This is a genomic window from Streptomyces sp. NBC_00212, assembly GCF_045206365.1.
In the GTDB taxonomy this organism is placed as follows: domain Bacteria; phylum Actinomycetota; class Actinomycetes; order Streptomycetales; family Streptomycetaceae; genus Streptomyces.
The window spans coordinates 5,295,047-5,309,388 of the sequence record NZ_CP108115.1; the positions used below are offsets into that span (position 1 = coordinate 5,295,047).

Sequence of the window (14,342 nt, forward strand, 5' to 3'; positions counted from 1 at the left end):
ACTCATCGGCACCCGGTACGTCATCGGTACTGAGGCAGGCCCCCGCACCCCCGTGACGGGGGCCTGCCCCGTACCGCCCCCACACCGAGTCAGCGCCCGACTTCCGAGGACACCGAGATCCCATGCCCCGCGGCCGATATTCGCTTCACGATCCCCACGACCACACTCCCCTCGGCGAAGAACACTTCCACTGCGCGCCGGGCCCTTCCGGCTGGCGCTACGTCTCCCAGCTCACCACCCCCTCCGGAGACCACGCGGGCTCCGTAGACCTCGCGCTGGACGAACTCGGCCGCCCGATCCGCCTCGAACTCCATGCCGCCGCCTGGCAGGTACGAGGCGCCGCGCTCGACGGCGTCACCTGGGTCCGTACGGACCCCTCCGGGACCCATGCCACCGAAGGCAATGTGCGCGCCCACGCCTTCTCCGGCACTTCCCCCGCGTTCCTCGTCGCCACCTCCCGTCTGCTCCGCCTCACCCCCCACTCCCCGACGACGCGCGTCCGCCTCGTCGCGTTCACGGACCCGGTCCTCGCCCCCCGAACGATCGACCAGTCCTGGGCCCTGAAGAAAAGTGAAGCGCACGCCACTGACAACGGCCCCCTGACCGTGGACGAGTACCAGGTCAGCGCCCTGGACACGGGCGAGCAGCACACCGTTCACATCGCCGGCGACGTAGTCCTCGCGGCCCCCGGCATCGAGCTGGAATCCCTGGAATCCCCACCGTCGACGTTCCCCACGCCGTAGCCAGGGAGCGTCCGGCACCTGGCGTTCGCCACCTGGCGCCCGAGCGCCGCGGTCCTACTCGGCCCGGCCCTTTCCCCTCCATCGCCCGCGACCCGACCTCCGCCCCGCCATCAGGCAGGCGACCGTCAGGCAGGCGGCGCGAATCCCGTCGGACGCGCGGGAGATCCAGCGCTGTTCGCAACCTCGGCTCCCGGCTCCCCGGAACCAGTCGGCTCAGCGGCACCGCCCGAAGCCGGCAGCCCGGCCGAGGCGGAAGTCACGGCCGGGTCCGCGGCCAGGTGCGACCCCGCGCCCGAACCCCAAGCCGGAGCGGGACTGACGAACCCAGGCGGAGCAACCGCAGCCGGCGAGCCGAAAACCGGCCCAGGACCCCCGCCGTGAACCCCCACCCCCATGCCACCGGCAGCAGCCTGCCCCGCCCCGAACGCCCGTCGTGCGTCCCGAGCCTGGCGCTCGCCCACCACACCGGCCAGATAGGCCGCAGGCGGCACTCCCTCCGGGAGGGGCGCTCCCGTACAAGCCGCCACGTCCTCGGCCAGGCGGACCGCCATCGTCGAGCTCACCTGCGGGTCGAGCTGGCGCATACGCGTCAAGTACTGGCGCACCGCCAGCCAGAGCCCGTCCGGCACCCGTGACAGGTCCAGCCCGGCGAACCGCCCCACCAGCCACGGCGGCGGAGGCGGAACGGCCGCGGTCCACCCCGACGACACCCGCTCCCGCACGACCAGCGTCCCCGCGAAGACGTCCCCGATCCGCCGCCCGCGCTCGGAGACGAGCGACGCGATGCAGGCGACGACACCGAACGTCAGCAGAATCTCGATGACCCCCATGGCCCCGCGCACCAGCGCGTGCCGGAACCGGATCGGCCCCCCGTCGTCCCGCACCACCCGCAGCCCGCAGGCAAGCTTCCCCAGCGACCGCCCGTGCGACAGCGTCTCGACCGCGATCGGGCCCCCGACCAGCACGAGCACGAACAGGGCCACGGCTGTCGCAGCCTGGGCAGCGGCATCCAGCGAGGCAGTGGCGAACAACATGACCAACGAGACCAATATGTACGCCGCCCACACCACGGCCAGGTCGATCACCAACGCCAGCGCCCTACTAGGCAACCGCGCGGGCCGCATCCCCAGTACGACCGCATCCCCCGTGACCAGCGCGCTCACCCGATACCCCACCCTCCACAGACGACGGCCTTCCACACCCCTCGAACCACCCAGTCTGCCAAGCTGGCCCGCAGCGCGCCGCAGTAGTACGGACCGTACGCACCCAGTGCCTGGAGCAGCAGCAGAACATGGACCTCGACGTCTTCGTGACCGCCCACCACACGGAGTGGGACCGCCTCGAACACCTCCTGCACCGCGGCCGCCGCCTCACGGGCGCCGAGGCGGACGAGCTGGTGACGCTCTACCAGCGCACGTCCACGCACCTCTCCCAAATACAGTCCAGCGCCCCGGACCCCCTGCTCACCGCCCGCCTGACGCAACTGGTGGCCCGCGCGCGCTCCACCGTCACCGGCACCCGCCGCGCGACCTGGCGCGACGCCGCCCGCTTCCTTACGGAGGGCTTCCCCGCCGCCGTCTACCGCGCGCGCCACTGGTGGATAACCGCGGCCCTGATCTCCATAGCCGTCGCCGCGGTCATCGGCTGGTGGATAGGCACCCACCCCGAGGTCCAGTCCGCGATCGCCGCCCCCGACGCGCTGCGCCAGATGACGCGACCGGGCGGCGAATACGAGACGTACTACTCAAGCCACCCGGCCGCCTCCTTCGCGGCCCAGGTCTGGACGAACAATGCCCAGGCCACCGCAATGTGCCTGGTCCTGGGCGCCTTCCTCGGCATCCCGGTCCTGTGGATCCTCTTCCTCAACATGCTCAACCTGGGCGTCGGCATCGGCCTCATGTCGTCCGCGGGACGCCTCGACACCTTCCTCGGTCTGGTCCTGCCGCACGGCCTCCTCGAACTGACCGCGGTGTTCGTAGCCGCCGGTACGGGCATGCGGCTCGGCTGGACCGTCGTCGACCCGGGCCCGCGCACCCGTCGCGCAGCCCTCGCAGAGCAGGGCCGAGCAGCCGTAGGCATGGCCATCGGCCTGGCCCTGGTGCTGTTCGTCTCCGGCATGATCGAGGGCTTCGTAACCCCCTCCGGCCTGCCCACCTGGGCCCGAATAGCCATCGGCATAGCCGCCGAACTGGCCTTTCTTGTGTACGTGTACGTCCTGGGCGGCCGAGCCGCACGAGCTGGCGAGGCCGGCGACATCGAAGCCACCGCCCGCAGCGCCGAGCTCCCGACAGCCGCGTGATGTGCGTACGCCCCCTCTGACCTGCTACTGTCCTCTTCGCCCACAAAAATCGTTGACACGGTCGGAGTGGGGAGGTAGATTCAAACGGTTGCCTCGAACTGGACAAGTTCGGGAGCACTAGCTAGCATCTCTCTCGCTCTCATCGGAAATTGAATTTCCGAGTGATGAGCCATTCCGATTCACCATTCGAAGTCAGCGAAGTCGATTCGGTCGACTGAAATGCTTCTGGTAGAGTCGGAATCGCCGAAAAGGGAAACGCGAAAGCGGATAGCGAATCGGCAGCCCACTCCAGCGGGTGGCAGAAACGGAAATCGGATCTGCTAAGCTGGAAACACGAAATACCGAAGGGAAGCGCCCGGAGGAAAGCCCGAGAGGGTGAGTACGAAGGAAGCGTCCGTTCCTTGAGAACTCAACAGCGTGCCAAAAGTCAACGCCAGATTGACAACCCCGTATCCGCTTCGGCGGATCGAGGTTCCTTTGAAAAGTCCACTCGCCCCCTTGGGGTGTGGGTGGCGATTACACAGCGAGGACGCTGTGGACGACCGGCCTCATTCCGGCCTGGTCGTCCCGCTCTTACGTGATGTGTGCACCCGATTACGGGTAAACATTCATGGAGAGTTTGATCCTGGCTCAGGACGAACGCTGGCGGCGTGCTTAACACATGCAAGTCGAACGATGAAGCCCTTCGGGGTGGATTAGTGGCGAACGGGTGAGTAACACGTGGGCAATCTGCCCTTCACTCTGGGACAAGCCCTGGAAACGGGGTCTAATACCGGATAACACTTCCTGCCGCATGGTGGGGGGTTAAAAGCTCCGGCGGTGAAGGATGAGCCCGCGGCCTATCAGCTTGTTGGTGGGGTGATGGCCTACCAAGGCGACGACGGGTAGCCGGCCTGAGAGGGCGACCGGCCACACTGGGACTGAGACACGGCCCAGACTCCTACGGGAGGCAGCAGTGGGGAATATTGCACAATGGGCGAAAGCCTGATGCAGCGACGCCGCGTGAGGGATGACGGCCTTCGGGTTGTAAACCTCTTTCAGCAGGGAAGAAGCGAAAGTGACGGTACCTGCAGAAGAAGCGCCGGCTAACTACGTGCCAGCAGCCGCGGTAATACGTAGGGCGCAAGCGTTGTCCGGAATTATTGGGCGTAAAGAGCTCGTAGGCGGCTTGTCACGTCGGATGTGAAAGCCCGGGGCTTAACCCCGGGTCTGCATTCGATACGGGCTAGCTAGAGTGTGGTAGGGGAGATCGGAATTCCTGGTGTAGCGGTGAAATGCGCAGATATCAGGAGGAACACCGGTGGCGAAGGCGGATCTCTGGGCCATTACTGACGCTGAGGAGCGAAAGCGTGGGGAGCGAACAGGATTAGATACCCTGGTAGTCCACGCCGTAAACGTTGGGAACTAGGTGTTGGCGACATTCCACGTCGTCGGTGCCGCAGCTAACGCATTAAGTTCCCCGCCTGGGGAGTACGGCCGCAAGGCTAAAACTCAAAGGAATTGACGGGGGCCCGCACAAGCAGCGGAGCATGTGGCTTAATTCGACGCAACGCGAAGAACCTTACCAAGGCTTGACATATACCGGAAACGGCCAGAGATGGTCGCCCCCTTGTGGTCGGTATACAGGTGGTGCATGGCTGTCGTCAGCTCGTGTCGTGAGATGTTGGGTTAAGTCCCGCAACGAGCGCAACCCTTGTTCTGTGTTGCCAGCATGCCCTTCGGGGTGATGGGGACTCACAGGAGACTGCCGGGGTCAACTCGGAGGAAGGTGGGGACGACGTCAAGTCATCATGCCCCTTATGTCTTGGGCTGCACACGTGCTACAATGGCCGGTACAAAGAGCTGCGATGCCGCGAGGCGGAGCGAATCTCAAAAAGCCGGTCTCAGTTCGGATTGGGGTCTGCAACTCGACCCCATGAAGTCGGAGTTGCTAGTAATCGCAGATCAGCATTGCTGCGGTGAATACGTTCCCGGGCCTTGTACACACCGCCCGTCACGTCACGAAAGTCGGTAACACCCGAAGCCGGTGGCCCAACCCCTTGTGGGAGGGAGCTGTCGAAGGTGGGACTGGCGATTGGGACGAAGTCGTAACAAGGTAGCCGTACCGGAAGGTGCGGCTGGATCACCTCCTTTCTAAGGAGCACTTCTCACCAGGTTCGCCTGGTCAGAGGCCATTTCGTCGGCAAACGTCCGACGGTGGTCAGCTCATGGGTGGAACGTTGACTATTCGGCACGATGCTTCAGGGTCACCAGTACTGCTTCGGCGTGGAACGTGAACCAGGGAGGATCGGGTCGGGCACGCTGTTGGGTGTCTGAGGGTACGGACCGTGAGGTCTGTCCTTCTGATGCCGGCCCCAGTGAACTCCACCACGATGTTGGTGGGGTGATGGGTGGCTGGTCGTTGTTTGAGAACTGCACAGTGGACGCGAGCATCTGTGGCCAAGTTTTTAAGGGCGCACGGTGGATGCCTTGGCACCAGGAACCGATGAAGGACGTGGGAGGCCACGATAGTCCCCGGGGAGCCGTCAACCAGGCTTTGATCCGGGGGTTTCCGAATGGGGAAACCCGGCAGTCGTCATGGGCTGTCACCCATACCTGAACACATAGGGTATGTGGAGGGAACGAGGGGAAGTGAAACATCTCAGTACCCTCAGGAAGAGAAAACAACCGTGATTCCGGGAGTAGTGGCGAGCGAAACCGGATGAGGCCAAACCGTATGCGTGTGATACCCGGCAGGGGTTGCGCATGCGGGGTTGTGGGATCTCTCTTCTGTCGTCTGCCGGCGACAGGACGAGTCAGAAACCGTTGGTGTAGGCGAAGGACATGCGAAAGGTCCGGCGTAGAGGGTAAGACCCCCGTAGCTGAAACATCAACGGCTCGTTTGAGAGACACCCAAGTAGCACGGGGCCCGAGAAATCCCGTGTGAATCTGGCGGGACCACCCGCTAAGCCTAAATATTCCCTGGTGACCGATAGCGGATAGTACCGTGAGGGAATGGTGAAAAGTACCGCGGGAGCGGAGTGAAATAGTACCTGAAACCGTGTGCCTACAAGCCGTGGGAGCGTCGCTGGCAGCACTTGTGCTGTCAGTCGTGACTGCGTGCCTTTTGAAGAATGAGCCTGCGAGTTAGCGGTGTGTAGCGAGGTTAACCCGTGTGGGGAAGCCGTAGCGAAAGCGAGTCCGAACAGGGCGATTGAGTTGCACGCTCTAGACCCGAAGCGGAGTGATCTAGCCATGGGCAGGTTGAAGCGGCTGTAAGAGGTCGTGGAGGACCGAACCCACCAGGGTTGAAAACCTGGGGGATGACCTGTGGTTAGGGGTGAAAGGCCAATCAAACTCCGTGATAGCTGGTTCTCCCCGAAATGCATTTAGGTGCAGCGTCGTGTGTTTCTTGCCGGAGGTAGAGCACTGGATAGGCGATGGGCCCTACCGGGTTACTGACCTTAGCCAAACTCCGAATGCCGGTAAGTGAGAGCGCGGCAGTGAGACTGTGGGGGATAAGCTCCATGGTCGAGAGGGAAACAGCCCAGAGCATCGACTAAGGCCCCTAAGCGTACGCTAAGTGGGAAAGGATGTGGAGTCGCAGAGACAACCAGGAGGTTGGCTTAGAAGCAGCCACCCTTGAAAGAGTGCGTAATAGCTCACTGGTCAAGTGATTCCGCGCCGACAATGTAGCGGGGCTCAAGCGTACCGCCGAAGTCGTGTCATTCCAGCATATAGGGCCAACGCCTGCTGGGATGGGTAGGGGAGCGTCGTGTGCCGGGTGAAGCTGCAGCGGAAGCTAGTGGTGGACGGTTCACGAGTGAGAATGCAGGCATGAGTAGCGATACACACGTGAGAAACGTGTGCGCCGATTGACTAAGGGTTCCTGGGTCAAGCTGATCTGCCCAGGGTAAGTCGGGACCTAAGGCGAGGCCGACAGGCGTAGTCGATGGACAACCGGTTGATATTCCGGTACCCGCTTTGAAACGCCCAGTATCGAGCCCATTAATGCTAAGGCCGTGAAGCCGTTCCGGACCCTTCGGGGAATGGAAAGTGGTGGAGCCGCCGGCCCAAGGTGGTAGTAGGTAAGCGATGGGGTGACGCAGGAAGGTAGTCCAGCCCGGGCGGTGGTTGTCCCGGGGTAAGGGTGTAGCCCGTCATCTAGGCAAATCCGGATGACATATAAGGGTGAGACCTGATGCCGAGCCGATTGTGGTGAAGTGGATGATCCTATGCTGTCGAGAAAAGCCTCTAGCGAGTTTCATGGCGGCCCGTACCCTAAACCGACTCAGGTGGTCAGGTAGAGAATACCGAGGCGTTCGGGTGAACTATGGTTAAGGAACTCGGCAAAATGCCCCCGTAACTTCGGGAGAAGGGGGCCACGTCCGGTGATGAGTCTTGCACTCTGAGCTGGGGGTGGCCGCAGAGACCAGCGAGAAGCGACTGTTTACTAAAAACACAGGTCCGTGCGAAGCCGTAAGGCGATGTATACGGACTGACGCCTGCCCGGTGCTGGAACGTTAAGGGGACCGGTTAGTCACATTTCGGTGTGGCGAAGCTGAGAACTTAAGCGCCAGTAAACGGCGGTGGTAACTATAACCATCCTAAGGTAGCGAAATTCCTTGTCGGGTAAGTTCCGACCTGCACGAATGGCGTAACGACTTCTCGACTGTCTCAACCATAGGCCCGGTGAAATTGCACTACGAGTAAAGATGCTCGTTTCGCGCAGCAGGACGGAAAGACCCCGGGACCTTTACTACAGTTTGATATTGGTGTTCGGTTCGGCTTGTGTAGGATAGGTGGGAGACTTTGAAGCGGCCACGCCAGTGGTTGTGGAGTCGTCGTTGAAATACCACTCTGGTCGTGCTGGATGTCTAACCTCGGTCCGTGATCCGGATCAGGGACAGTGTCTGATGGGTAGTTTAACTGGGGCGGTTGCCTCCTAAAGAGTAACGGAGGCGCCCAAAGGTTCCCTCAGCCTGGTTGGCAATCAGGTGTTGAGTGTAAGTGCACAAGGGAGCTTGACTGTGAGACCGACGGGTCGAGCAGGGACGAAAGTCGGGACTAGTGATCCGGCGGTGGCTTGTGGAAGCGCCGTCGCTCAACGGATAAAAGGTACCCCGGGGATAACAGGCTGATCTTCCCCAAGAGTCCATATCGACGGGATGGTTTGGCACCTCGATGTCGGCTCGTCGCATCCTGGGGCTGGAGTCGGTCCCAAGGGTTGGGCTGTTCGCCCATTAAAGCGGTACGCGAGCTGGGTTTAGAACGTCGTGAGACAGTTCGGTCCCTATCCGCTGCGCGCGCAGGAACATTGAGAAGGGCTGTCCCTAGTACGAGAGGACCGGGACGGACGAACCTCTGGTGTGCCAGTTGTCCTGCCAAGGGCATGGCTGGTTGGCTACGTTCGGAAAGGATAACCGCTGAAAGCATCTAAGCGGGAAGCCTGCTTCGAGATGAGTGTTCCCACCTCCTTGAGAGGGTAAGGCTCCCAGTAGACGACTGGGTTGATAGGCCAGATGTGGAAGCCCGGTAACGGGTGGAGCTGACTGGTACTAATAGGCCGAGGGCTTGTCCTCAGTTGCTCGCGTCCACTGTGTTTGTTCTGAAGCAATGAACAGCCGTCAGAACCGTTTCCGGTTCCGGTGTTCAACTTCATAGTGTTTCGGTGGTCATAGCGTTAGGGAAACGCCCGGTTACATTCCGAACCCGGAAGCTAAGCCTTTCAGCGCCGATGGTACTGCAGGGGGGACCCTGTGGGAGAGTAGGACGCCGCCGAACAAATTGTGGGGAAAGCCCCGCACCAGACCGTAGGAATACGGTCACGGTGCGGGGCTTTTTCGCGTTTCAGGGAGGGTTGGAAGAAGGGAGCCCTCTTCCAACCCTCCCTTTTTTACAGGCGGCCCGTCGCCTTTAGCTCGAGGTATGCATCAGCCAAGGCCGGGGCCAATCCGTCCGGGGTGGCGTCGACGACTGTGACGCCGTGGCGCATCAGCTTCTCGGCGGTGCGGCGGCGTTGCTGCTGGTTCTGGCTGGCTGCGGCCGCCTCATAGACCGCCTCGACGTCGCCTCGCGCCGCTGCCATCTGCTGGATGTGGGGGTCGGCCACCGATGCCACCAGTACCGTATGCCGTTGCGTGAGTTGGGGCAGGACAGGGAGTAGCCCCTCTTCGGCTGCCGCTGTGTCCAGGCTGGTCAGCAGGACGATCAGGGAGCGGCGGGGCGCGTGAGTCAGGGCCGCCGCGCTGAGGCCGCGTGCGTCGGTCTCCACGAGGGACGGTTCGAGTGGGGCCATTGCGTTGACCAGCGCGGGCAGGAGTTCGCCCGCGGCTCGGCCCAGCACCTGGGTCCGTACCCGACGGTCATAGGCGAGGAGGTCGACTCGGTCGCCGGCTCGTGAAGCGAGGGCGGCCAGCAGCAGCCCGGCGTCCATCGCGGCATCGAGCCGGGGTACGTCGCCGACGCGGCCGGCCGATGTGCGACCCGTGTCGAGGACGACGAGTACGTGGCGGTCGCGCTCCGGGCGCCAGGTGCGTACGGCGACATTTCCCTGGCGGGCGGTGGCACGCCAGTCGATGGAACGGGTGTCGTCGCCGGGGACGTACTCGCGGAGGCTGTCGAATTCGGTGCCCTCGCCGCGGATCAACACACTGGTACGGCCGTCGAGTTCGCGGAGCCGGGCCAGGCGGGACGGCAGGTGTTTGCGGCTCGTGAAGGGCGGCAGGACCCGGACCGTCCAGGGAACCCGGTGGCTGCCCTGGCGGGCGGCCAGGCCGAGCGGGCCATACGAGCGGATCGTGACGCGGTCCGCGTGGCGGTCGCCCCGGCGGGTCGGCCGCAGTGTTGTGGACAGGCGGCTTCGTTCGCCGGCCGCGATCGTCAACGGATGCCGAGATGCGGCCTGTTCGGTGCCGGACGGCCAACTACTGGGCGGCCAGGCGTCCCTGAGCTGGGCGCGGAGGTGGCGGCTGGAGGGGTTGGTGACAGTGAGGCCGACCTCGGCCGCGTCACCCAGTCGAACTGACGTATCACCGCTTCGAGTGAACTGGAGCTTCTGCACTGGCGCCGCGCACGCGTAGTCGCACAGAATTGCGAGTGCAAGGGGAGCGTTGACCGCCAGCATGCCGGTCCAGCCCGGGGCGAAGACCCCGACGGGGATGGAGCCGAGGGCGGCGAGGAGTGCGGAGCGTCCGGTGAGGGCCATCGGGGCTCCTCAGCGGGGCACGGGGACGTGGGCGAGGACCGAGGTGATGACGGAGTCGGCGGTGACGCCCTCCATCTCGGCTTCGGGGCGCAATTGGATGCGGTGGCGAAGTGTGGGGAGTGCCAGGGCTTTCACATCGTCCGGGATGACGTAGTCCCGGCCGGTGAGCCAGGCCCAGGCCCGGGCCGTGGAGAGCAGGGCGGTGGCGCCTCGCGGGGAGACCCCGAGGCTGAGCGAGGGGGATTCACGCGTGGCACGACAGATATCGACGACATAGCCGGTGATCTCGGCCGAGACCGAGGTCTTGGCGACGGCGGCGCGGGCGGCTTCGAGGTCGGCGGCGCCGGCCACCGGGCGTACGCCTGCCGCCTTGAGGTCGCGGGGGTTGAAGCCGTTCGCGTGGCGGGCCAGCACGTCTATCTCGTCCTGGCGAGATGGCAGCGGGACCGTCAACTTCAGTAGGAATCGGTCCAGTTGAGCCTCGGGCAGGGGATACGTGCCCTCGTACTCGACCGGGTTCTGCGTGGCGGCCACCAGGAACGGGTCGGGCAGGAGGCGCGGGGTGCCGTCGACCGTGACCTGACGCTCTTCCATGGCTTCGAGGAGAGACGACTGGGTCTTGGGCGGGGTGCGGTTGATCTCGTCCGCGAGCAGCAGGTTGGTGAAGACCGGACCGGGCTGGAAGGAGAACTCTGCGGTACGGGCGTCGTAGATGAGAGAACCGGTGACGTCGCTCGGCATCAGGTCGGGGGTGAACTGGACGCGCTTGGTGTCGAGTTCGAGGGAGGCCGCCAGCGCGCGCACCAAGAGGGTCTTGGCGACGCCCGGTACACCTTCGAGCAGCACATGGCCGCGGCACAGGAGGGCGACGACGAGGCCGGTGACGGCGGAGTCCTGGCCGACCACGGCCTTGGCGATCTCGGCGCGCAGGGCTTCCAGGGAAGCGCGGGCGCTGTCCGGGTTCGCTGCGGTCTCCGGGGTGCGGTCGCTCATGAAGTGCGTACCTCTCTTTCGAGGGCGTCCAGTTCGTCCGCGAGGCGGACAAGTGCGGCGTCGTCGGCCGGTGTCGGGCCGAAGAGCAGGGAAAGGGGGTCACGGCCGGCCGAGGGGAGCCGGGCGGAGACGGCCGGGACGAGGGCCTCGGGGGAGTGTGCCGCCGAGGCGGTCACGCCGAGGAGGGGGGCCAGGCGAGTGCGGGTGGCCGAGCGGAGTGTGTCGGCCGCGCGGTCGCGGGCGTTGGCCTTGCGGTAGAGGCGGGCGCGGCCTTCGGTCGCCTCGGACGCGCGGATGGCGACCGGGAGTTGCTCGGTGACGAGGGGGCCGAGCCGGCGGGCCCGCCAGATGGCGGCGAGCACGGCGGCGAGAGCGAGTTGGAGGGTGGCCCAGCGCCATCCGGAGGGGATCAGGTCGAAGAAGGAGCGTTTGCCGCCGTCGGTGGCCGACGCGTCACCCAGCGAGGGGAGGTACCAGACCAGATGAGGGCGAGTACCAAGCAGTTGGAGGGCGAGGGAGGCGTTGCCCTCCTTGTCGAGGCGGTGGTTGAGGAGGATGTCGGGGGCTCCGAGCAGGACGGTTTCGCCCTGTCCCGGGGGCGCGGTGCGGAGCAGAGTGGGCAGGCCATTGGCCGGGTAGCAGCCGTCGTTGCTCTCGTCAGGGGCCGCGTAGCGGATGCCGCCGGCGTCGGCTCGTCCCGCTCGGGCTGCCGCGGGCTGGGCGCAGTCGGGGTCGCGGGGCTTGACGGAGACGGAGCTCTCGGCGCGTATCCCGGGGGCGAGGATGCCCAGGGAGGGCGAGCTGGGGGCGATGAGGATCGTACGGCCGCCGGAGTGGGCGGTGGCGGCCCGGAGTTGGCGTTGCTGGCCCTCGGTCAGGAGATCGGGGACCGTGATCAGCAGTGTGGTGTCGGGGCCGGTGGCGGCCGTCGCCTCGTCGAGGGTGGTGACCACGCGGGTGGAGACTCCCTGGGCCTTGAGGAGCTGGGCGACGGCTCGGCTGCCGTACTGGTCGGCGGAGCGCGGATCGAGGCTGCCGTGCTCGGAGTTGGAGTGCAGCGCGGCGAGCGCGATGCCGGCCGCGGCCAGGATGGCGAGGGCGAGCAGCAGGCCCCGGGTACGGGTCCACAGCTGGCGGGCCGTGACCGTGGTGGAGGTCGGGGCGGCTATGGGGGCGGTCATTCGGCCCCTCCGTGGACCGCGTCGCTCAAGGCGGGCTTGGTGCGTTCGAGGTCGCGATCGAGGTCGCGCAGGCGTCCATACGCTGCCTCGTCGGCGGTGCGGCCGCCGTATGTGACGTCGTCGAACGACCGGGCGGCGGTGCGGAGTCGGTCCGCGTGTCCGGGCAGGGGGCAGCCCGCTTCAGCGGCGGCTTCGTCGGCGGTGCGGCCGGGGCGGGGGTCGAGGAGGGCGCGCTCTTCGAGCGAGCGGACGATGGCGCGCATGCGTTCCTGGACGGCTTCGTTCCAGTGGCGGGCAGCGGCGTGCCTCTCGGCCGCGGTGCGGTGTTCGGCGGCGCTGCGCGGACGGTCGTCGAAGACCGTGCCGCCCGAGGTGACGGCCCGCTGCGGGGTGCCGAGCCGCCACCACAGCGCGACGATCAGCGCGAGGACGGCGACCGCGATCACGACCAGGCCGAGCGGGCCGCCGGGGGTGGCCCCGGATGCCGAGTCGAAGAGCGAGCCGACCCAGTCCCAGAACGCGTTGAGGGCGCGCTGGAGGAGGCTCGGGTCGTTCTGGTGGTACGCCGGGTCGGACAGTTCGCGCCGGGCCGCCTCGCGGGCGGCGTCGCGCCCGATGTCCACCGGAGGCGTGCCGGATGCGCCGTTCAGCAGTCGTGCCGTGATGAAGCCCCCCGCTCCTGACACTGCATCAGCTCTCGGGTGTCTCGTAGCCGGGAACGCCTGCGGCGCGCGCGAGTTCGAGGTCCAGAGCCTCGCGACGGATGCGCTGGTCGATGTAGAGCAGGACGCTGACCCCGGCGGCGATGGGGTAGGTGATCGCCGAGGCGATCACGGCCCCGATCCCCGAGATGATCAGGTAGGTCCAGCCGAACTCAGGAGTGGTGCCGCTGAGGATGTCGTGGAAGTCGCTGCTGTCCACGGCCATCCCGATCGCGGTGAACGGGAACACGATGATCATCGAGACGATGGCCATCAGGATCGACGTCAGCAGGGTGATGCCGAGGATGCGCCACCAGGAGCCGTTGACCAGCTTGGCGGAGCGGCGCAGGGACTGGACGATGCTCTGCCGTTCCAGCATCAGCGCCGGGGCGGCGAGGCTGAAGCGGATGTACAGCCACAGGGTGACCACGGACGCGGCGAGACCGCCGAGCACGACGAGTGCGGCGCCGCCGCCTCCCCCGAGGAGCGCGCCGGGAAGGATGCCGACGGCGAAGATCGTGCAGAACATGCCGAACAGGAGGGCCAGCAGGCCGAACAGGCTCAGCAGGCGCGGTCGGGCCTCGGTCCAGGCGTCGCCGAGGCTCACCGGGCGGCCGAGCACGGACCGGCTCACGACGATGGTGAGGACGGCCGTCGTGAACAGCGTGGCGAACTGACCGATGATCAGGGACGGCGTGAGGTCGAGGAGGCTGGACTGCAGCGCGTCGAAGGCCTGGTTGACGGCCTCGGTGCCCGTCGCGTTCGGATCGACCGAGGTCGGGGTCGGCAGGATGAACCGGACAGCGAGGATCTGCGCGATCTGGGAGATCACGGCGACGGTCAGCGTCAGGCCGAGGACCGTGCGCCAGTGGGCGCGCGCCGTGGAGACGGCGCCGTCGAGGATCTCGCCGACCCCCAGCGGGCGCAGCGGGATGACGCCCGGCTTGGCGGCGGGAGGGCGGCCGTAGTTCTGGTTCCAGTTGCCGCCCGGAGGCTGCCCCGGGACCTGGCCCCAGCCGCCGGGCCCCCGCTGCGGGCCGCCCCAGCCGGGCTGCGGCGCAGGCGGCGTCTGGCCCGCGCCCGGCGGGGACCACTGGGCGGCCGGGGGCTGGTCCTGCGACCACTTGGAGGAGGCACGGGCCCGGTCGGAGGGCTCGGGTGTCGGGGGAGTACCCGAGTTTTCGCCGTCGGAGGGGGCCGATCCGGGCGAGGCCCAGCCCGGAGAGTCGTTCACGGTCG

At 65.9% G+C, this 14,342-nt stretch carries 8 protein-coding genes and 3 rRNA genes; 5 read left to right on the forward strand and 6 right to left on the reverse strand.

All coding sequences use genetic code 11. From position 1 onward, the window contains the following. Window positions 1–122 precede the first annotated feature (122 nt). On the forward strand, window positions 123–743 hold the full coding sequence (locus OHA17_RS24265) for a hypothetical protein (RefSeq protein ID WP_406508355.1): 621 nt from the start codon (window positions 123–125) through the stop codon (window positions 741–743). A 125-nt stretch (window positions 744–868) separates the two neighbouring features. Here the strand turns inward: OHA17_RS24265 and OHA17_RS24270 are convergent, their stop codons facing one another. Beyond that, the gene (locus OHA17_RS24270) at window positions 869–1,906 is read right to left on the reverse strand and encodes an RDD family protein (protein WP_406508356.1); all 1,038 of its coding nucleotides are present in this window, start codon (window positions 1,904–1,906) and stop codon (window positions 869–871) included. Window positions 1,907–2,034: 128 nt separating this feature from the next. Here OHA17_RS24270 and OHA17_RS24275 point away from each other — a divergent pair, with 128 nt between their 5' ends. From OHA17_RS24275 to rrf, 4 genes are all read left to right on the forward strand, one after another. Continuing rightward, the gene (locus OHA17_RS24275; protein WP_406508357.1) at window positions 2,035–3,042 is read left to right on the forward strand and encodes a stage II sporulation protein M; all 1,008 of its coding nucleotides are present in this window, start codon (window positions 2,035–2,037) and stop codon (window positions 3,040–3,042) included. 607 nt (window positions 3,043–3,649) lie between these two features. Further along, window positions 3,650–5,175, forward strand: a 16S ribosomal RNA gene (locus OHA17_RS24280). Between the two features lie 304 nt (window positions 5,176–5,479). Beyond that, a 23S ribosomal RNA gene (locus OHA17_RS24285) occupies window positions 5,480–8,603 on the forward strand. A gap of 85 nt (window positions 8,604–8,688) precedes the next feature. Next, window positions 8,689–8,805, forward strand: a 5S ribosomal RNA gene (gene rrf / locus OHA17_RS24290). The 16S, 23S and 5S rRNA genes sit together here, the layout of an rRNA operon. A gap of 112 nt (window positions 8,806–8,917) precedes the next feature. Here rrf and OHA17_RS24295 read toward each other — a convergent pair. Genes OHA17_RS24295 through OHA17_RS24315 form a run of 5 tightly spaced genes read right to left on the reverse strand, consistent with a single transcriptional unit; the run spans window position 8,918 to window position 14,337 of the window. After that, window positions 8,918–10,228 (reverse strand): DUF58 domain-containing protein, encoded by a 1,311-nt coding sequence (locus OHA17_RS24295; protein WP_406508358.1) that lies wholly within the window; start codon window positions 10,226–10,228, stop codon window positions 8,918–8,920. Window positions 10,229–10,237: 9 nt separating this feature from the next. Next, window positions 10,238–11,221, reverse strand: coding sequence for an AAA family ATPase (locus OHA17_RS24300; RefSeq protein ID WP_406508359.1), 984 nt, complete (start codon window positions 11,219–11,221; stop codon window positions 10,238–10,240). After that, entirely contained in the window at window positions 11,218–12,402 is a 1,185-nt protein-coding gene (locus tag OHA17_RS24305; protein WP_406508360.1) for a DUF4350 domain-containing protein, read from the reverse strand. The genes OHA17_RS24300 and OHA17_RS24305 overlap by 4 nt, the downstream gene beginning before the upstream one ends. Further along, on the reverse strand, window positions 12,399–13,088 hold the full coding sequence (locus OHA17_RS24310; protein ID WP_406508361.1) for a DUF4129 domain-containing protein: 690 nt from the start codon (window positions 13,086–13,088) through the stop codon (window positions 12,399–12,401). The genes OHA17_RS24305 and OHA17_RS24310 overlap by 4 nt, the downstream gene beginning before the upstream one ends. Before the next feature lie 4 nt (window positions 13,089–13,092). Next, complete coding sequence (locus OHA17_RS24315; RefSeq protein WP_406508363.1) at window positions 13,093–14,337, reverse strand: glycerophosphoryl diester phosphodiesterase membrane domain-containing protein; 1,245 nt, start codon at window positions 14,335–14,337, stop codon at window positions 13,093–13,095. Window positions 14,338–14,342 lie beyond the last annotated feature (5 nt).